General features: G+C 62.2%; 12 protein-coding genes. 5 read left to right on the top strand and 7 right to left on the bottom strand.

The window, feature by feature from the left end; genetic code table 11:
- Positions 1-38: 38 nt before the first annotated feature.
- Complete coding sequence (locus tag HX817_RS15390) at positions 39-191, bottom strand: DUF3309 family protein (RefSeq protein WP_003216767.1); 153 nt, start codon at positions 189-191, stop codon at positions 39-41.
- A 328-nt stretch (positions 192-519) separates the two neighbouring features.
- On the opposite strand from HX817_RS15390, the gene HX817_RS15385 reads away from it, so the two are divergent.
- On the top strand, positions 520-1,341 hold the full coding sequence (locus HX817_RS15385; protein WP_003216764.1) for an SDR family oxidoreductase: 822 nt from the start codon (positions 520-522) through the stop codon (positions 1,339-1,341).
- A gap of 268 nt (positions 1,342-1,609) precedes the next feature.
- Positions 1,610-1,819, top strand: coding sequence for a carbon storage regulator CsrA (gene csrA / locus HX817_RS15380; protein WP_134326019.1), 210 nt, complete (start codon positions 1,610-1,612; stop codon positions 1,817-1,819).
- A gap of 3 nt (positions 1,820-1,822) precedes the next feature.
- Here the strand turns inward: csrA and HX817_RS15375 are convergent, their stop codons facing one another.
- The 5 genes from HX817_RS15375 to mnmC all read right to left on the bottom strand — a co-directional run bounded on the left by HX817_RS15375 (position 1,823) and on the right by mnmC (position 9,129).
- A complete protein-coding gene (locus HX817_RS15375; protein WP_003192759.1) occupies positions 1,823-2,050 on the bottom strand; it encodes a YheU family protein in 228 nt (75 codons plus the stop codon).
- Positions 2,051-2,109: 59 nt separating this feature from the next.
- The gene (locus tag HX817_RS15370) at positions 2,110-3,294 is read right to left on the bottom strand and encodes an osmoprotectant NAGGN system M42 family peptidase (protein ID WP_003216760.1); all 1,185 of its coding nucleotides are present in this window, start codon (positions 3,292-3,294) and stop codon (positions 2,110-2,112) included.
- A 170-nt stretch (positions 3,295-3,464) separates the two neighbouring features.
- Complete coding sequence (gene ngg, locus HX817_RS15365; RefSeq protein ID WP_177040525.1) at positions 3,465-5,210, bottom strand: N-acetylglutaminylglutamine synthetase; 1,746 nt, start codon at positions 5,208-5,210, stop codon at positions 3,465-3,467.
- Between the two features lie 3 nt (positions 5,211-5,213).
- Positions 5,214-6,986, bottom strand: a complete 1,773-nt coding sequence (locus tag HX817_RS15360; RefSeq protein ID WP_003216754.1) for an N-acetylglutaminylglutamine amidotransferase — start codon at positions 6,984-6,986, stop codon at positions 5,214-5,216.
- Positions 6,987-7,140: 154 nt separating this feature from the next.
- On the bottom strand, positions 7,141-9,129 hold the full coding sequence (gene mnmC, locus HX817_RS15355) for a bifunctional tRNA (5-methylaminomethyl-2-thiouridine)(34)-methyltransferase MnmD/FAD-dependent 5-carboxymethylaminomethyl-2-thiouridine(34) oxidoreductase MnmC (RefSeq protein WP_177040524.1): 1,989 nt from the start codon (positions 9,127-9,129) through the stop codon (positions 7,141-7,143).
- A gap of 141 nt (positions 9,130-9,270) precedes the next feature.
- On the opposite strand from mnmC, the gene pap reads away from it, so the two are divergent.
- The 3 genes from pap to HX817_RS15340 all read left to right on the top strand — a co-directional run bounded on the left by pap (position 9,271) and on the right by HX817_RS15340 (position 13,219).
- On the top strand, positions 9,271-10,788 hold the full coding sequence (gene pap / locus HX817_RS15350) for a polyphosphate:AMP phosphotransferase (protein WP_003216749.1): 1,518 nt from the start codon (positions 9,271-9,273) through the stop codon (positions 10,786-10,788).
- Between the two features lie 102 nt (positions 10,789-10,890).
- The gene (locus tag HX817_RS15345) at positions 10,891-12,075 is read left to right on the top strand and encodes a thiolase family protein (RefSeq protein WP_003216747.1); all 1,185 of its coding nucleotides are present in this window, start codon (positions 10,891-10,893) and stop codon (positions 12,073-12,075) included.
- Positions 12,076-12,262: 187 nt separating this feature from the next.
- Positions 12,263-13,219 (top strand): DMT family transporter, encoded by a 957-nt coding sequence (locus HX817_RS15340; protein ID WP_003216745.1) that lies wholly within the window; start codon positions 12,263-12,265, stop codon positions 13,217-13,219.
- Here HX817_RS15340 and HX817_RS15335 read toward each other — a convergent pair.
- Positions 13,216-14,604, bottom strand: a complete 1,389-nt coding sequence (locus HX817_RS15335) for a class II fumarate hydratase (RefSeq protein ID WP_003216744.1) — start codon at positions 14,602-14,604, stop codon at positions 13,216-13,218. The two genes, HX817_RS15340 and HX817_RS15335, sit on opposite strands and share 4 nt — an antisense overlap.
- Positions 14,605-14,796 lie beyond the last annotated feature (192 nt).

Here is a 14,796-nt window from a genome sequence, read left to right as displayed (position 1 = left end):
GCCTTTCAAGGCCTCTTTTTTTTGCACGCTGGAACGCGTTATATCTTGCCGAGCAACAACAGAATCAACAGCACTACCAACACAGTACCGAGAATACCCGATGGCCCGTAACCCCAATTGCGTGAGTGAGGGAACACTGGAAGACCGCCGACCAGCAGGAGGATCAGAATAATGATAAGAATGAGGCTCATGTTTTGTTTTCCTTATTGTCTTCTGAAAAGACCTGTTATTAACGGATAGGCCCGACAACTGATACGGACGCCTTAATAACTCCGACCCATGTGTTTGGCAGAAAATTCCGTGTTTTTTTAAAGCTTTTCGCTAACTTGCTTATTTCCTTTAACCCCGTTGCAAATAACTGTCCTTAGTTCAAATAAATGGAACTTGGCGGGTTTCCCGCTATCCGACCCGGCCCACGGTTTGCCTGGGGCATTCAGCAGTCTGATGGTGCGTGGGTGCGGGAAAAACCTTCGCTACACTGCGGCTCACTTCTTCCGTGAACCACAAGGCTACTTTCCTATGCAAAATCGCATGATGATCACCGGCGCCGGTTCTGGCCTGGGTCGCGAAATCGCTCTGCGCTGGGCCCGTGAGGGTTGGCAGCTGGCCTTGTCGGACGTCAGCGAAGCGGGCCTGCAAGAAACCCTCAAGCTTGTACGCCAGGCCGGCGGTGACGGTTTCACCCAGCGCTGCGACGTGCGCGACTACAGCCAGCTCACCGCGTTCGCACAGGCCTGTGAGGAAAAGCTCGGTGGCATCGACGTGATCGTCAACAACGCCGGTGTCGCATCGGGCGGGTTTTTCAGCGAACTGTCCCTGGAAGACTGGGACTGGCAGATCGCGATCAACCTGATGGGCGTGGTCAAGGGCTGCAAGGCCTTCCTGCCGCTGCTGGAAAAGAGCAAGGGCCGCATCATCAACATCGCGTCCATGGCCGCCCTGATGCAGGGCCCGGCCATGAGCAACTACAACGTGGCCAAGGCCGGCGTGGTGGCGCTCTCGGAGAGCCTGCTGGTGGAACTCAAGCAACAGGAAGTCGGCGTGCATGTGGTGTGCCCATCCTTCTTCCAGACCAACCTGCTGGACTCGTTCCGCGGGCCGACGCCCGCGATGAAGGCCCAGGTGGGCAAGCTGCTGGAAAGCTCGCCGATCACCGCCGCAGAAATCGCCGACTACATCTACCAGCAAGTGGCGCAAGGGCAATTCATGATCCTGCCCCACGAGCAGGGGCGCATGGCCTGGGCATTGAAACAGAAGAACCCGCAACTGCTGTATGACGAGATGACCGTGATGGCGGACAAGATGCGGGCGAAAGCTCAGTCGCAGGCGGTAAAAGGTTGAATTTCAGGTGAGCACCTGATGTGGCGAGGGAGCTTGTTGTGGCGAGGGAGCAAGCTCCCTCGCCACAACAAGCTCTCTAGCCACAGAGAGTGCCTGCAAATTTGAACATATCGTTTGGTTCTTGGGTGTAATTCGAGATTATTCACTGCCTGTCTGTAGGGTAATTTACCCTGATGTGTAAGGCATGCCTGTTTAACCTGAAGGCCATTGATGGTGCCAGGCAGGGAGCGCATGGTCGGGGTTCGGTAACTTAAAAAGGACGAACCCCATGCTGGTATTAAGCCGCGCGGTAGGTGAAATAATTTCGGTGGGTGACCAGATCACCTTGCGCATTCTGGAAGTGAACGGCACCCAAGTGAAGCTGGGTGTGGAAGCGCCGGTGGGGGTCAATGTGCACCGGGCGGAGGTCTATCAGAAGATCCTCAGTCGCCACGGGCAGCAGACCAATATCCATCCAGTGCCTGTGCCCAATCCTTGAGTCTCAGTCGAACAGGTGCTTGGGCACATCGTGCTTGAGCATCAACTGGCACTGCTCGCTTTCGGGGTCGAAAACAATCAGCGCCTGGCCCTTGGTCAGCGCCTGTCGTACCCGCAGCACCCGTGTTTCCAGGGGTGTGTCGTCACCATTGTCGGTGCCGTCGCGGGTCACGAAGTCTTCGATGAGGCGTGTCAGGGTGTCGACTTCAAGTGCATCGTAGGGAATCAGCATACAAGCCTCGGCTAGGGAATCCCGGCGATGCTACTGCGCCGGGATCCGAGTTGCCAGTCTCAGGTTTTTTGGCCCACCAGGCTGTCCACCGACGGCACGCGGGTATCACTCTCCATTTGTGTGTCGTGTTCGATCTGGTGACTGAACCGGTCGAGGGAGCCCTTGGCCGGCTGTGCATCGCTGGCGAACACCGGCGGGCTGAGGATGTACGCGCCCAGCAGGCGACTCAGGGCGGCGAGGCTGTCGATGTGCGTGCGCTCATAGCCGTGGGTGGCATCGCAACCAAACGCCAGCAGTGCGGTGCGAATGTCGTGGCCGGCGGTCACCGCCGAATGCGCGTCGCTGAAGTAGTAGCGAAACAGGTCGCGACGCACCGGTAGCTCATTTTCCGCCGCCAGGCGCAGCAGGTGGCGGGACAGGTGATAGTCATACGGCCCGCCGGAATCCTGCATCGCCACACTCACCGCGTGCTCGCTGGAGTGCTGCTCGTGGGCCACCGGCGCAATGTCGATGCCGACGAACTCACTCACATCCCAAGGCAATGCCGCCGCCGCACCACTGCCGGTTTCTTCGGTGATGGTGAACAGCGGATGGCAGTCGATCAGCAGCGGCTGGCCGCTGTCGACAATCGCTTTGAGCGCCGCCAGCAGCGCGGCAACCCCGGCTTTATCGTCCAGGTGGCGGGCGCTGATATGCCCGCTCTCGGTGAACTCCGGCAGCGGGTCGAAGGCGACGAAATCGCCGACGCTGATACCCAGGGAGTCACAGTCGGCGCGGGTGGCGCAGTAGGCATCCAGGCGCAGTTCGATGTGGTCCCAACTGATGGGCATTTCATCCACGGCCGTATTGAACGCGTGACCGGAGGCCATCAACGGCAGCACGCTGCCACGGATCACGCCGTTATCGGTGAACAGGCTGACGCGGCTGCCCTCGGCAAAACGGCTGGACCAGCAGCCGACCGGCGCGAGGGTCAGGCGGCCATTGTCCTTGATCGCCCGCACGGCGGCGCCGATGGTGTCCAAGTGCGCGGAAACGGCGCGGTCAGGGCTGTTTTTCTGGCCCTTGAGGGTGGCGCGGATGGTGCCGCGCCGGGTCATTTCAAACGGAATACCCAGTTCTTCAAGGCGCTCGGCAACGTAGCGCACGATGGTGTCGGTAAACCCGGTGGGGCTGGGAATGGCGAGCATTTCCAGCAGCACTTTTTGCAGGTAAGCGAGATCCGGTTCGGGGATGGTTCGGGTCATGGAAACTCCTGATGAGTTGAGGGCATCGATGGTTTCGATGAAAGGGGCGCCTCAGAGATTGTGTTGGCTGTACCGGCGTCTTCGCAAGCAAGCCCGCTCCCACATTTGGAATGCATTCCCCTGTGGGAGCGGGCTTGCTCGCGAAAGCGCCAGTCAAGGCAACACCTTTCTCAAGCCGTCGGTTGGCTATGCGGGAACAACAGGTCCACGAACTTTTCAGCCGTCGGCTGCGGTTCATGGTTGGCCAGCCCGGCCCGTTCGTTGGCTTCGATAAACACGTAGTCCGGTTGGTCGGCGGCCAGCACCATCAGGTCCAGGCCCACCATGGGAATGTCGAGGGCACGGGCGGCGCGCACGGCGGCGTCCACCAGGGTCGGGTGGAGGATGGCGGTGACGTCTTCCAGGCAACCGCCGGTGTGCAGGTTGGCGGTACGCCGCACTGCCAGGCGTTCGCCACGGGGCAGGATGCTGTTGTAGTCGTAGCCGGCCGCCTGCAGGGTGCGTTGGGTTTCATGGTCCAGGGGGATTTTGCTTTCGCCATCGGTGGCGGCCTGGCGTCGGCGGCTCTGGGCTTCGATCAACGCGCCAATGGAATGCTGGCCATCGCCGGTGACTTCCGCCGGGCGGCGAATGGCGGCGGCGACCACTTCAAAGCCGATCACCAGAATTCGCAGGTCGAGGCCTTCGTGGAAGCTTTCCAGCAGTACACGGGTGTCGAATTGGCGGGCCGCCTCAATGGCTTTTTGCACGTCTTCAATGGTCTGCAAATCCACCGCCACACCCTGGCCTTGTTCGCCATCCAGCGGCTTGACCACAATGCGCTGGTGCTCGTCGAGAAACTCCAGGTTGTCATCGGCACTGCCGGCCAATTGCTGGGCCGGAAGGTTCAGGCCTGCGGCCTTGAACACCTTGTGGGTCAGGCTCTTGTCCTGGCACAACGTCATGCTGATGGCGCTGGTCAGGTCGCTGAGGGATTCGCGGCAGCGCACCCGGCGGCCACCGTGGCTCAGGGTGAACAAGCCGGCATCGGCATCGTCCACCTGCACGTCGATCCCGCGCCGATGGGCTTCCTCGACGATGATCCGCGCGTAGGGATTGAACTCCGCCTGTGGGCCAGGGCCGAGGAACAGCGGCTGGTTGATCCCGTTCTTGCGCTTGATGGCGAAGGTGGTCAGCGCGCGAAAGCCAAGCTTGGCGTAGAGACTTTTCGCCTGGCGGTTGTCGTGCAGCACCGACAGGTCGAGGTAGCTCAGGCCACGGCTCATGAAGTGTTCGATCAAGTGGCGCACCAGCACTTCACCCACCCCGGGGCGGGTACATTGCGGGTCGACCGCCAGGCACCAGAGGCTGCAGCCGTTCTCCGGATCGTGAAAGGCCTTCTGGTGGTTCAGGCCCATCACGCTGCCGATCACCGCGCCGCTGTCTTCGTCCTCGGCCAGCCAATACACCGGGCCGCCTTGATGGCGTGGCGTGAGCAGCGCCGGGTCCACCGGCAACATGCCGCGCCCCTGGTACAGCTGGTTCACCGCCTGCCAGTCCGCCTCGGTTTGTACCCGGCGAATCCGGAACCCGCGAAACACCCGGGTCGCCGGACGATAGTCGGTGAACCACAGGCGCAGGGTATCGGACGGGTCGAGAAACAACTGCTGGGGATCAATCCCGAGGATCTGCTGCGGCGCCGCCACATACAGCGCGATATCCCGCTCGCCGGGCTGCTCGTTGAGCAACTCCAGGGCCAGGCTCGCCGGGTCCGGGAAGGTGTGGCCGATCAACAGCCGGCCCCAACCGCAATGCACGGCAATCGGCGTGGGGTCCAGTTCGCTGCCGTCTTCGGCGAAGCGGGCTTGCAGGCGCTCGTAGGAGGGCGCCTGGCCTCGCAGCAAGCGTTGGCTGTAAGCCGTGGCATGAGGTTTCATGAATCAGATTCCTTGTTCGCTGAGCCACAGGTTCAGCGCCGCCAGTTGCCACAGCTTGGAGCCGCGCAACGGGGTCAGTTGGCCTTGGGGATCGGTGAGCAGGCGGTCGAGCATGGCCGGGTTGAACAGGCCGCGGTCCTGGCTTGGGTCCAGCAGCAGCTCACGCACCCAGTTCAAGGTGTCACCCTGCAAATGCTTGAGGCCGGGCACCGGGAAGTAGCCTTTCTTGCGGTCGATGACCTCGCTCGGGATAACCCGGCGCGCCGCTTCCTTGAGCACTTGCTTGCCGCCGTCCGGCAATTTGAATTTGCCCGGCACGCGGGCCGACAGTTCTACCAGGCGATAGTCGAGAAACGGCGTGCGCGCTTCCAGGCCCCAGGCCATGGTCATGTTGTCGACGCGCTTGACCGGGTCATCCACCAGCATAACGGTGCTGTCCAGGCGCAGGGCTTTGTCCACTGCCGCATCGGCGCCGGGCTGGGCGAAATGCTCGCGCACGAAGTCGCCGGCGGCGTCATTCGCGGTCAACCATTTCGGCGCGACGGTAGCGGCATAGTCGTCGTAGCTGCGGTCGAAAAATGCGTCGCGGTAGGCCGCGTACGGGTCGCTTGCGCCATCCACCTGCGGGTACCAGTGGTAACCGGCGAACAGTTCATCGGCGCCCTGGCCGCTTTGCACCACCTTGCAGTGCTTGGCCACTTCCCGGGACAGCAGGTAGAAGGCGATGCAGTCATGGCTGACCATCGGCTCGCTCATGGCGCGGAACGCCGCCGGCAATTGCTCGATGATTTCGCTTTCGGCGATACGCAGTTGGTGGTGACGGGTGCCGTAATGCTTGGCGATCAAGTCTGAATACTGGAACTCGTCGCCGCGCTCGCCTCCAGCGTCTTCAAAACCGATGGAGAAGGTCGACAGGTCCTGCACGCCGACTTCCCGCAACAGACCCACCAGCATGCTGGAATCGACACCGCCGGAAAGCAGCACGCCCACATCCACCGCCGCCCGCTGACGAATCGCCACGGCTTCGCGGGTGCTGTCGAGCACGCGGTCGGTCCAGTCTTCCAGGGTCAGGTTGGCTTCGTCGGCGTGGGGGCCGTAGGGCAGGGTCCACCAGGTTTTCTGTTCAGTCTTGCCATCGGCGTCGATGCGCATCCAGGAGGCGGGCGGCAGTTTTTCAATGCCCGCCAGCAAGGTGCGCGGCGCCGGCACCACGGCGTGGAAGTTCAGGTAGTGATTGAGGGCCACCGGATCGAGGATCGGGTTGATATCGCCACCCTTGAGCAGCGCCGGCAAGGCCGAGGCAAAACGCAGGCGCTGGCCGGTGCGCGACAGGTACAGCGGCTTCACGCCGAGGCGGTCGCGGGCGATGAACAGGCGCTGGGCATCGCGCTCCCAGATGGCGAAGGCGAACATCCCGTTGAGCTTGGGCAGCAGGGCTTCGCCCCAGGCGTGGTAGCCCTTGAGCAGCACTTCGGTGTCACCACCGGAATAGAAGGCGTAGCCCAGGGCTTCCAGCTCTTCACGCAATTCCGGGAAGTTATAGATCGCGCCGTTGAACGCCAGGGACAGGCCCAGTTGGGCGTCGACCATCGGTTGGGCGGAGCCATCCGACAGGTCCATGATTTTCAGGCGTCGATGGCCCAGGGCAATCGGCCCCTGGGCATGAAAGCCCCACGCGTCAGGACCGCGTGGCGCCAAGTGATGGGTGATTCGTTCCACCGCTGCCAGGTCGGCAGGTTGGTGATCGAAACGTAACTCTCCAGCTAATCCGCACATAAATTCCTTACCGGTTTTTCCGTTGGGGAGGGATAGAAATGCAGCCCGCCAAAACGGCGGGTACCCAGAGACTGACCCGGGTAAATTGTGGGAGTTTTAGAACAATACGTTATAAGGCAAAGAGCCTTGACGGGCTGCGAGCCCGTCGTGGCCCTCAGGATTTGCCTGGGGTACCGCGGATCAGGGCACGCAGCGCGAAGCGATTGGGGTGACAGGCTTCGCTGACACTGCGCGGCAGCGGCAGGGGCTCATTGTCGAGCCAGGCGGCCAGCAGCTCTGCGCAGAGTGGCGCGGTGACCAGCCCCCGTGAGCCATGGCCACTGTTGATATACACGCCGTGCAACCACGGGCACGGCGCATCAGGGACCTGCCGGGCGTCTTTGCCGAGGGCGGCGTAGGTGTGATCAAACGCCTCTCGCTGCGCCAGCGGTCCGACGATCGGCAGGTAGTCCGGGCTGGTGCAACGGAAGGCGGCGCGGCCTTCGAGCTGTTCGGGTGCCAGGCTGTCGGCGCCCAGGCGTTGCAGCAAATCGAGGGAGATTTCCCGCAGCATCTGCAGATTGCCCGCGTGCTCGGCCACCGTGGGCGTAAGGTCATCGCTCTTGAAGTCGAAGCTGGCACCGAGGGTGTGCTCGCCCAGGCGTGGCGGGGCGACGTAGCCCTCGGCGCACACCACCGTGGCCAACGCCTGGCTTTGCGCCGTTTGCGGCAGGCGAGTGATTTGCCCGCGGATGCGCTTGAGGGGCAAGTCAGCGCTGAAGGAAAACCGCTTGATCTCGGCGGCGCCGGCCAGCACGACCACACTGGCTTGAGCCAGAACCGTATCGCCCTGCAACGCCTGCCACTGACCGTCGACCTGCTTGAGCTCAAGGGCGTCGTGGTGCTGGAGCACTTCGATCAGCGGGTGCCTGGCTTGCCATTCGCACAGCGCCGGCGGGTGAACCCAGCCGCCTTCGGGGAAGAACAAGCCGCCGTGCTCCAGCGTTATCCCGGCGCGCACCTGTGCCTGCTCTTTATCCAGCAGGTGCAACAGGTCCGGGGCAAAAGCGCCGGCCAGTTGTGCCTGGCGCTCGGCTTCCTTGGCGTTGAAGGCCAGTTGCAGCACGCCGCAGCCATCCCAGTCCACGCCACGTTGCAGGTGTTCCAGCAGGCGCCGCGTGTGGCCGAAACCGCTGAGAATCAACTGCGAAAGTGCCGTGCCATGGGCGGAAAGCTTGAGGTACAACACCCCTTGCGGGTTGCCGGAAGCTTCCTGTGCGAGCGCCGCGTGGCGTTCCAGCAAACTGACGCGCCAGCCGCGTGCCGCCAGGCTGGCCGCCGTGGCGCAACCGGCCAGGCCACCGCCGATGACGAGTGCATGGCGTTCACCGGAAACCGCAGGCGGGCGCGCAAACCAGGGTTTTGCCGCGGCAGGCGCAGGCGTTTCAGCGGGCCAGCCGAGAAACTCACCCCGCAGGATTTCCCACTTGTGGCCGATGCCGGGGGTGCGCTTCATCTTGAACCCGGCGGCGTTGATCAACCGCCGTACCCAGCCGGTGCTGGTAAAGGTGCTGATGGTCGAGCCCGGCGCCGCCAGCCGCGCCAGTTCGGCGAACAGCTCGGCAGTCCACATGTCGGGGTTCTTGGCCGGGGCGAAACCGTCGAGGAACCAGGCGTCGACCTGTGCGTCCAGTTGCGGCAATTGCTCCAGGGCGTCGCCGATCAGCAACGTCAGGGTGACTCGACCGTTATCCAGTACCAGCCGCTGGAAGCCTTGGTGAATCGCGATGTATTGCGCCAACAGCTGCTCGGCGAACGGTGCCAGTTCCGGCCAGAGGGCGAGGGCGCGCTGCAGGTCGGCGTGGCTCAGCGGGTACTTTTCCACGCTGACAAAATGCAGGCGTGCACCCGCCACCGCGTGTTGATCAAACAACTGCCAGGCGCACAAAAAATTCAGGCCGGTGCCGAAGCCCGTCTCACCAATCACCAAGCGCCCGCCCATCGGCAGCGCCGCAAAGCGTTCCTGCAAACGGTTCTGTTCGAGGAACACGTAGCGGGTTTCTTCAAGGCCCGACTTGTCGGAGAAGTACACGTCATCGAAGACCCGCGAGTGCGGGCGACCTTGGTCATCCCAGTCAAGCTGGGCGTGGGATACGGGGTTCATGAGCGGCTCGGCAAAGGCAAGGCGGCCATTCTAGCTGATCAACAGGGTTGTCATTGATCCATGGCAAGCCGCTGTGGAATTTCCTGCCACGTGTTGTTGCCCAATCCGCTAGTCTTGATCACTTCTGGAACGGAGCCGCCCATGTTCGAATCTGCCGAAATCGGTCACGCCATCGACAAAGACACCTACGACGCCGAAGTGCCGGCCCTGCGTGAAGCCTTGCTGGAAGTGCAGTACGAACTGCAACAGCAGAAGCGCTTCCCGGTGATCATCCTGATCAATGGCATCGAAGGCGCGGGCAAGGGTGAAACCGTCAAATTGCTGAATGAATGGATGGACCCGCGCCTGATCGAGGTGCGCACCTTCGACCAGCAGACCGACGAAGAACTGGCCCGCCCACCGGCCTGGCGCTACTGGCGCCAGCTTCCGGCGAAAGGCCGCATGGGGATCTTTTTTGGTAACTGGTACAGCCAGATGCTGCAGAGTCGCGTCCATGGCGAGATCAAGGACGCGCGGCTGGATCAGGCCATCGCCGGGGCCGAGCGCCTGGAAAAGATGCTGTGTGATGAAGGTGCGCTGATCTTCAAGTTCTGGTTCCACCTCTCCAAGAAGCAAATGAAATCCCGGCTCAAAGCCTTGCAGGACGACCCGCTGCACAGCTGGCGCATCAGCCCGCTGGACTGGCAGCAGTCAAAGACCTACGACAAGTTTGTGCATTTTGGTGAGCGGATCCTGCGCCGCACCAGCCGTGACTATGCGCCTTGGTATGTGATCGAGGGTGTCGATGCGCACTACCGCGGGCTGACCGTCGGCAAGATCCTGCTCGAAGGCCTGCAAAACGCCTTGAAAGTGCCCAAGGGTAAAGCCAGCGGCATGAACCCGGCGCCGCTGCCATCGGCGGTTGACCAGATGAGCCTGCTGAACAGCCTGGACATGACCCTGAGCCTTGAAAAGGACGATTACGAAGAACAACTGATTACCGAGCAGGCGCGGTTCTCCGGGCTGATGCGCGACAAACGCATGCGCAAGCACGCGTTGGTGACGGTGTTTGAAGGCAACGACGCGGCGGGCAAGGGTGGGGCCATCCGGCGTGTGGCGGCAGCCCTCGATCCCCGGCAGTACCACATCGTGCCGATTGCCGCGCCCAGTGAAGACGAGCGCGCCCAGCCTTACCTGTGGCGTTTCTGGCAGAAGATTCCGGCGCGGGGCATGTTCACCGTGTTCGACCGCTCCTGGTATGGCCGGGTGTTGGTGGAACGCATCGAAGGCTTCTGCACGCCGACGGACTGGATGCGCGCCTACGGCGAGATCAACGACTTCGAAGAGCAACTGCGCGACGCCGGGGTGATCGTGGTCAAGTTCTGGCTGGCGATCGACAAGCAGACGCAGCTGGAGCGGTTCCAGGCCCGCGAGGAAATCCCGTTCAAACGCTTCAAGATCACCGAGGACGACTGGCGTAACCGCGAGAAGTGGGACGACTACCGGGCGGCGGTGGGCGACATGGTGGACCGCACCAGCACCGAGATTGCGCCGTGGACGCTGGTTGAAGCCAACGACAAGCGCTGGGCGCGGGTGAAGGTACTGCGCACCATCAACCGGGCGCTGGAGGAAGCGTTCGACAAGACCGACAAGCATGACAAGAAGGACAAGAAGAAGTAACGCCATGCTTTTGCATACGCGGGGTGAATGATTGTCGCGGTTGAAGAGGGCGGGATCTATGCTCGATCCATCTCTCAACAACCACAACAATTGAGGTAGCCCATGCGTGAAGTAGTGATCGTCGACAGCGTGCGAACCGGCCTGGCCAAGTCCTTTCGCGGCAAGTTCAACCAGACCCGTCCCGATGACATGGCTGCCCATTGCGTGAACGCGTTGCTGACCCGCAACGGCATCGACCCGGCCACGGTCGAGGACTGCATCGTCGGCGCCGGTTCCAACGAAGGTGCCCAGGGCTACAACATCGGCCGCAATGTGGCGGTGTTGTCGCAACTGGGTACCGGTACGGCGGGCATGACCCTCAACCGTTTCTGTTCCTCGGGGTTGCAGGCGATTGCGATCGCCGCCAACCAGATTGCTTCCGGTTGCAGCGAGATCATTGTCGCCGGTGGGGTCGAGTCCATCAGCCTGACCATGAAGAGCGTCAACACCGATAACCTGATCAATCCGTTGCTCAAGGAGCAGGTGCCGGGCATTTACTTTCCCATGGGGCAGACGGCGGAAATCGTTGCGCGGCGGTATCACGTCAGTCGTGAAGAGCAGGATCTGTATGCGCTGCAAAGCCAGCAGCGTACGGCTCAGGCCCAGGCTGACGGGTTGTTCGATGATGAAATCGTGCCGATGGCGGTGAAGTACAAGGTTGAGGACAAGAACACTGGCGCGGTGCAGGTGTTGGAGGGGGTGGTGGATCGGGATGATTGCAATCGTCCGGATACGACGTTGGCCAGTCTTGCGGGATTGAAGCCGGTGTTTGCGGAGGATGGGTCGGTGACGGCGGGGAATTCGTCGCAGTTGTCTGATGGGGCTTCCATGACACTGGTGATGAGCCTGGAAAAAGCGCTGGAACTGGGGCTTAAGCCCAAGGCGTTTTTTCGCGGGTTTACGGTGGCGGGGTGTGAGCCGGATGAGATGGGGATCGGGCCGGTGTTTTCGGTGCCCAAGTTGCTCAAGGCCCGTGGGCTGGCGGTGGCGGATATTGATTTGTGGGAGCTGAATGAGGCGTTTGCCTCGCAGTGCCTTTATGCGCGTAATCGGCTGGAAATTGATAACGCCAAGTACAACGTCAACGGTGGGTCGATTTCCATCGGGCATCCGTTTGGGATGACGGGGTCGCGGCAGGTGGGGCATCTGGTGCGTGAGTTGCAGCGGCGCAAGTTGCGTTACGGCATTGTCACTATGTGTGTGGGCGGCGGCATGGGGGCCACCGGCTTGTTCGAAGCCGTACGCTGACTCAGTGTGGGAGTGGCGGTGCGACGATTCGACTTGCTCGCGAATGCGGCGGGGCAGTCGATGAAAATGTTGGCTGATAGACCGCCTTCGCGAGCAAGCCCGCTCCCACATTTGATCAGCACCGTATCCCAATCCGTTCACATCCCCCTAGAATGCACCTCCTCCACCTCAGGCATTCGGGGCACTCATGCACATCTCATCGGGCCGTTGGGTCTACGGTTTATCCCTGGCCCTGCTGACCGCGCTGCTCTGGGGCATTCTGCCGATCAAACTCAAACAGGTCTTGCAGGTGATGGACCCCGTCACCGTCACCTGGTTTCGCCTGGTCGTCTCCGGCAGTTGCCTGTTTATCTATCTCGCCGCCGTAAGGCGCCTGCCCAGCTGGCGTTCCCTCGGACCAAAAGGTGGCTGGCTGGTAGCAATCGCCGTGTGCGGCCTGATGGGCAACTACGTGCTCTACCTGGTCGGCCTCAAACTGCTGAGCCCCGGCACCGCGCAACTGGTGGTACAGGTGGGCCCGATCTTCCTGATGATCGCCAGCGTCTTCGTGTTCAAGGAACGCTTCAGCCTCGGGCAGGGCATGGGCCTGCTGGTGCTGATCATCGGCTTCGGCCTGTTCTTCAACCAGCGCCTGACCGAGTTGTTGACCTCCCTGGGCAGCTACACCGCCGGGGTGCTGACGATTCTCCTGGCCACCACCATCTGGACCTTCTACGCCCTGGGCCAGAAGCAGTTGCTGACGGTATGGAATTCGTTGCAGGTGATGATGGTGATCTACCTGTCCTGCGCGCTCTTGCTGACGCCATGGGCGCACCCGATGGAAGCGCTGCAACTGAGCCCGCTGCAAGGCTGGCTGCTGCTGGCCTGCTGTTTCAATACGCTGATTGCCTACGGCGCATTCGCTGAAGCCCTGGCCCACTGGGAAGCCTCGCGGGTCAGCGCCACCCTGGCGCTGACGCCATTGGTGACCTTCGTCGCGGTAGCGCTGGCCGCCTGGATGTGGCCCGAGTATGTGCACGCCGAAGACATCAATGCCCTCGGCTACGGCGGTGCCGTGTTGGTGGTGCTGGGGTCTGCGACCGTGGCGTTGGCGCCGTCGCTGTTCGCCGGGCTCAGGGCCCGGCGTGCACGATTGGCGTCTTAATGACCGGCTTCCAGCATGTTTTCCGGACGCACCCACTGGTCGAACTCTTCGTCCGTGAGATAGCCCAGCTTCAGCGCCGCTTCCCGTAGGGTCAGCCCTTCGGCATAGGCCTTCTTGGCAATCTCGGCGGACTTGTCGTAGCCGATGTGCGGGTTCAGCGCAGTCACCAGCATCAGGCCACGCTCAAGGTGCGCGGCCATTTGCTCGGCGTCGGGTTCCAGGCCGGCGATGCAGTGCTCCTGGAAGTTGCTGCAACCGTCGGCCAGCAGGCGGATCGATTCCAGCAGGTTGTGGATGATCACCGGCTTGTACACGTTCAACTGCAAGTGGCCCTGGCTGGCGGCGAAGCCAATGGTCACGTCATTGCCCAGCACCTGGCAGGCCAGCATCGACAGCGCTTCGCACTGGGTCGGGTTGACCTTGCCGGGCATGATCGAGCTGCCCGGTTCATTCGCCGGCAACTTGACTTCCGCCAGCCCGGCACGCGGGCCGGAGCCCAGCAGGCGCAGGTCGTTGGCGATTTTCATCAGGGCCACGGCCAGGGTCTTCAACGCGCCGTGCAGGGTGGTCAACGGCTCATGGCCCGACAGCGCGGCGAATTTGTTCGGTGCGGTGACAAACGGCAGGCCCGACAGCGCGGCCAATTCCGAGGCAATCGCCTCGCCAAAACCGTGGGGTGAATTGAGCCCGGTGCCGACGGCAGTACCACCCTGGGCCAGTTCACACACGGCGGGCAGGGCGCTGCGGATCGCGCGTTCGGCGTAGTCGAGTTGCGCTATAAAGGCCGAGACTTCCTGGCCGAAGGTGATGGGCGTCGCATCCATCATGTGGGTGCGGCCGGTTTTCACCAGCTTCATGTGGCGCGCCGACAACTCTGCCAAACCACCAGACAGTTCACGGATCGCCGGCAACAGCTTCTCGGTGACGGCCTGCACGGCGGCGATGCTCATGGCGGTGGGGAAGCAGTCGTTGGAGCTCTGGGAACGGTTGACGTGGTCGTTGGGATGCACCGGGCTCTTGCCGCCACGGGGCTTGCCCGCCAGCTCGTTGGCACGGCCGGCGATCACTTCGTTGGCGTTCATGTTGCTCTGGGTGCCGCTGCCGGTCTGCCACACCACCAGGGGAAACTGGTCGTCGTGTTCGCCGGCGAGCACTTCGTCGGCGGCCTGTTCGATCAACCGGGCAATGTCGGCGGGCAGGTCGCCATTGCGGTCGTTGACCCGGGCCGCAGCCTTCTTGATCAGGGCCAGGGCGTGCAACACAGCCAGGGGCATGCGCTGGTCGCCGATGGCGAAGTTCACCAGCGAGCGTTGGGTCTGCGCGCCCCAGTAAGCGTCATCCGGGACTTGCACTTCTCCCAGGCTGTCGGTTTCGATACGGCTCATCGGGCACACTCCTTCAGGTTCGTTTGCGCAGTTTAGGCCCTGATCGTCCGGTGGGGTTCCCTTAAAAGACTTTTCATCGGATTAAGCCCCGCAAAACCAGGCCCCACAAGGCGTGGGGTTGAGCCGCGGCGTTTTTTAGGCGCAGAATGGGCGCCCTTGGGGTCTTACCTCGCCTGCTAGAAAAGGAAACTC

The sequence above is a fragment of the Pseudomonas sp. C6002 genome, assembly GCF_013385805.1.
Classification (GTDB): Bacteria; Pseudomonadota; Gammaproteobacteria; order Pseudomonadales; family Pseudomonadaceae; genus Aquipseudomonas.
Note: the sequence above shows the minus strand (reverse complement) of the source record. Positions and strands in the feature narration are given on the sequence as shown.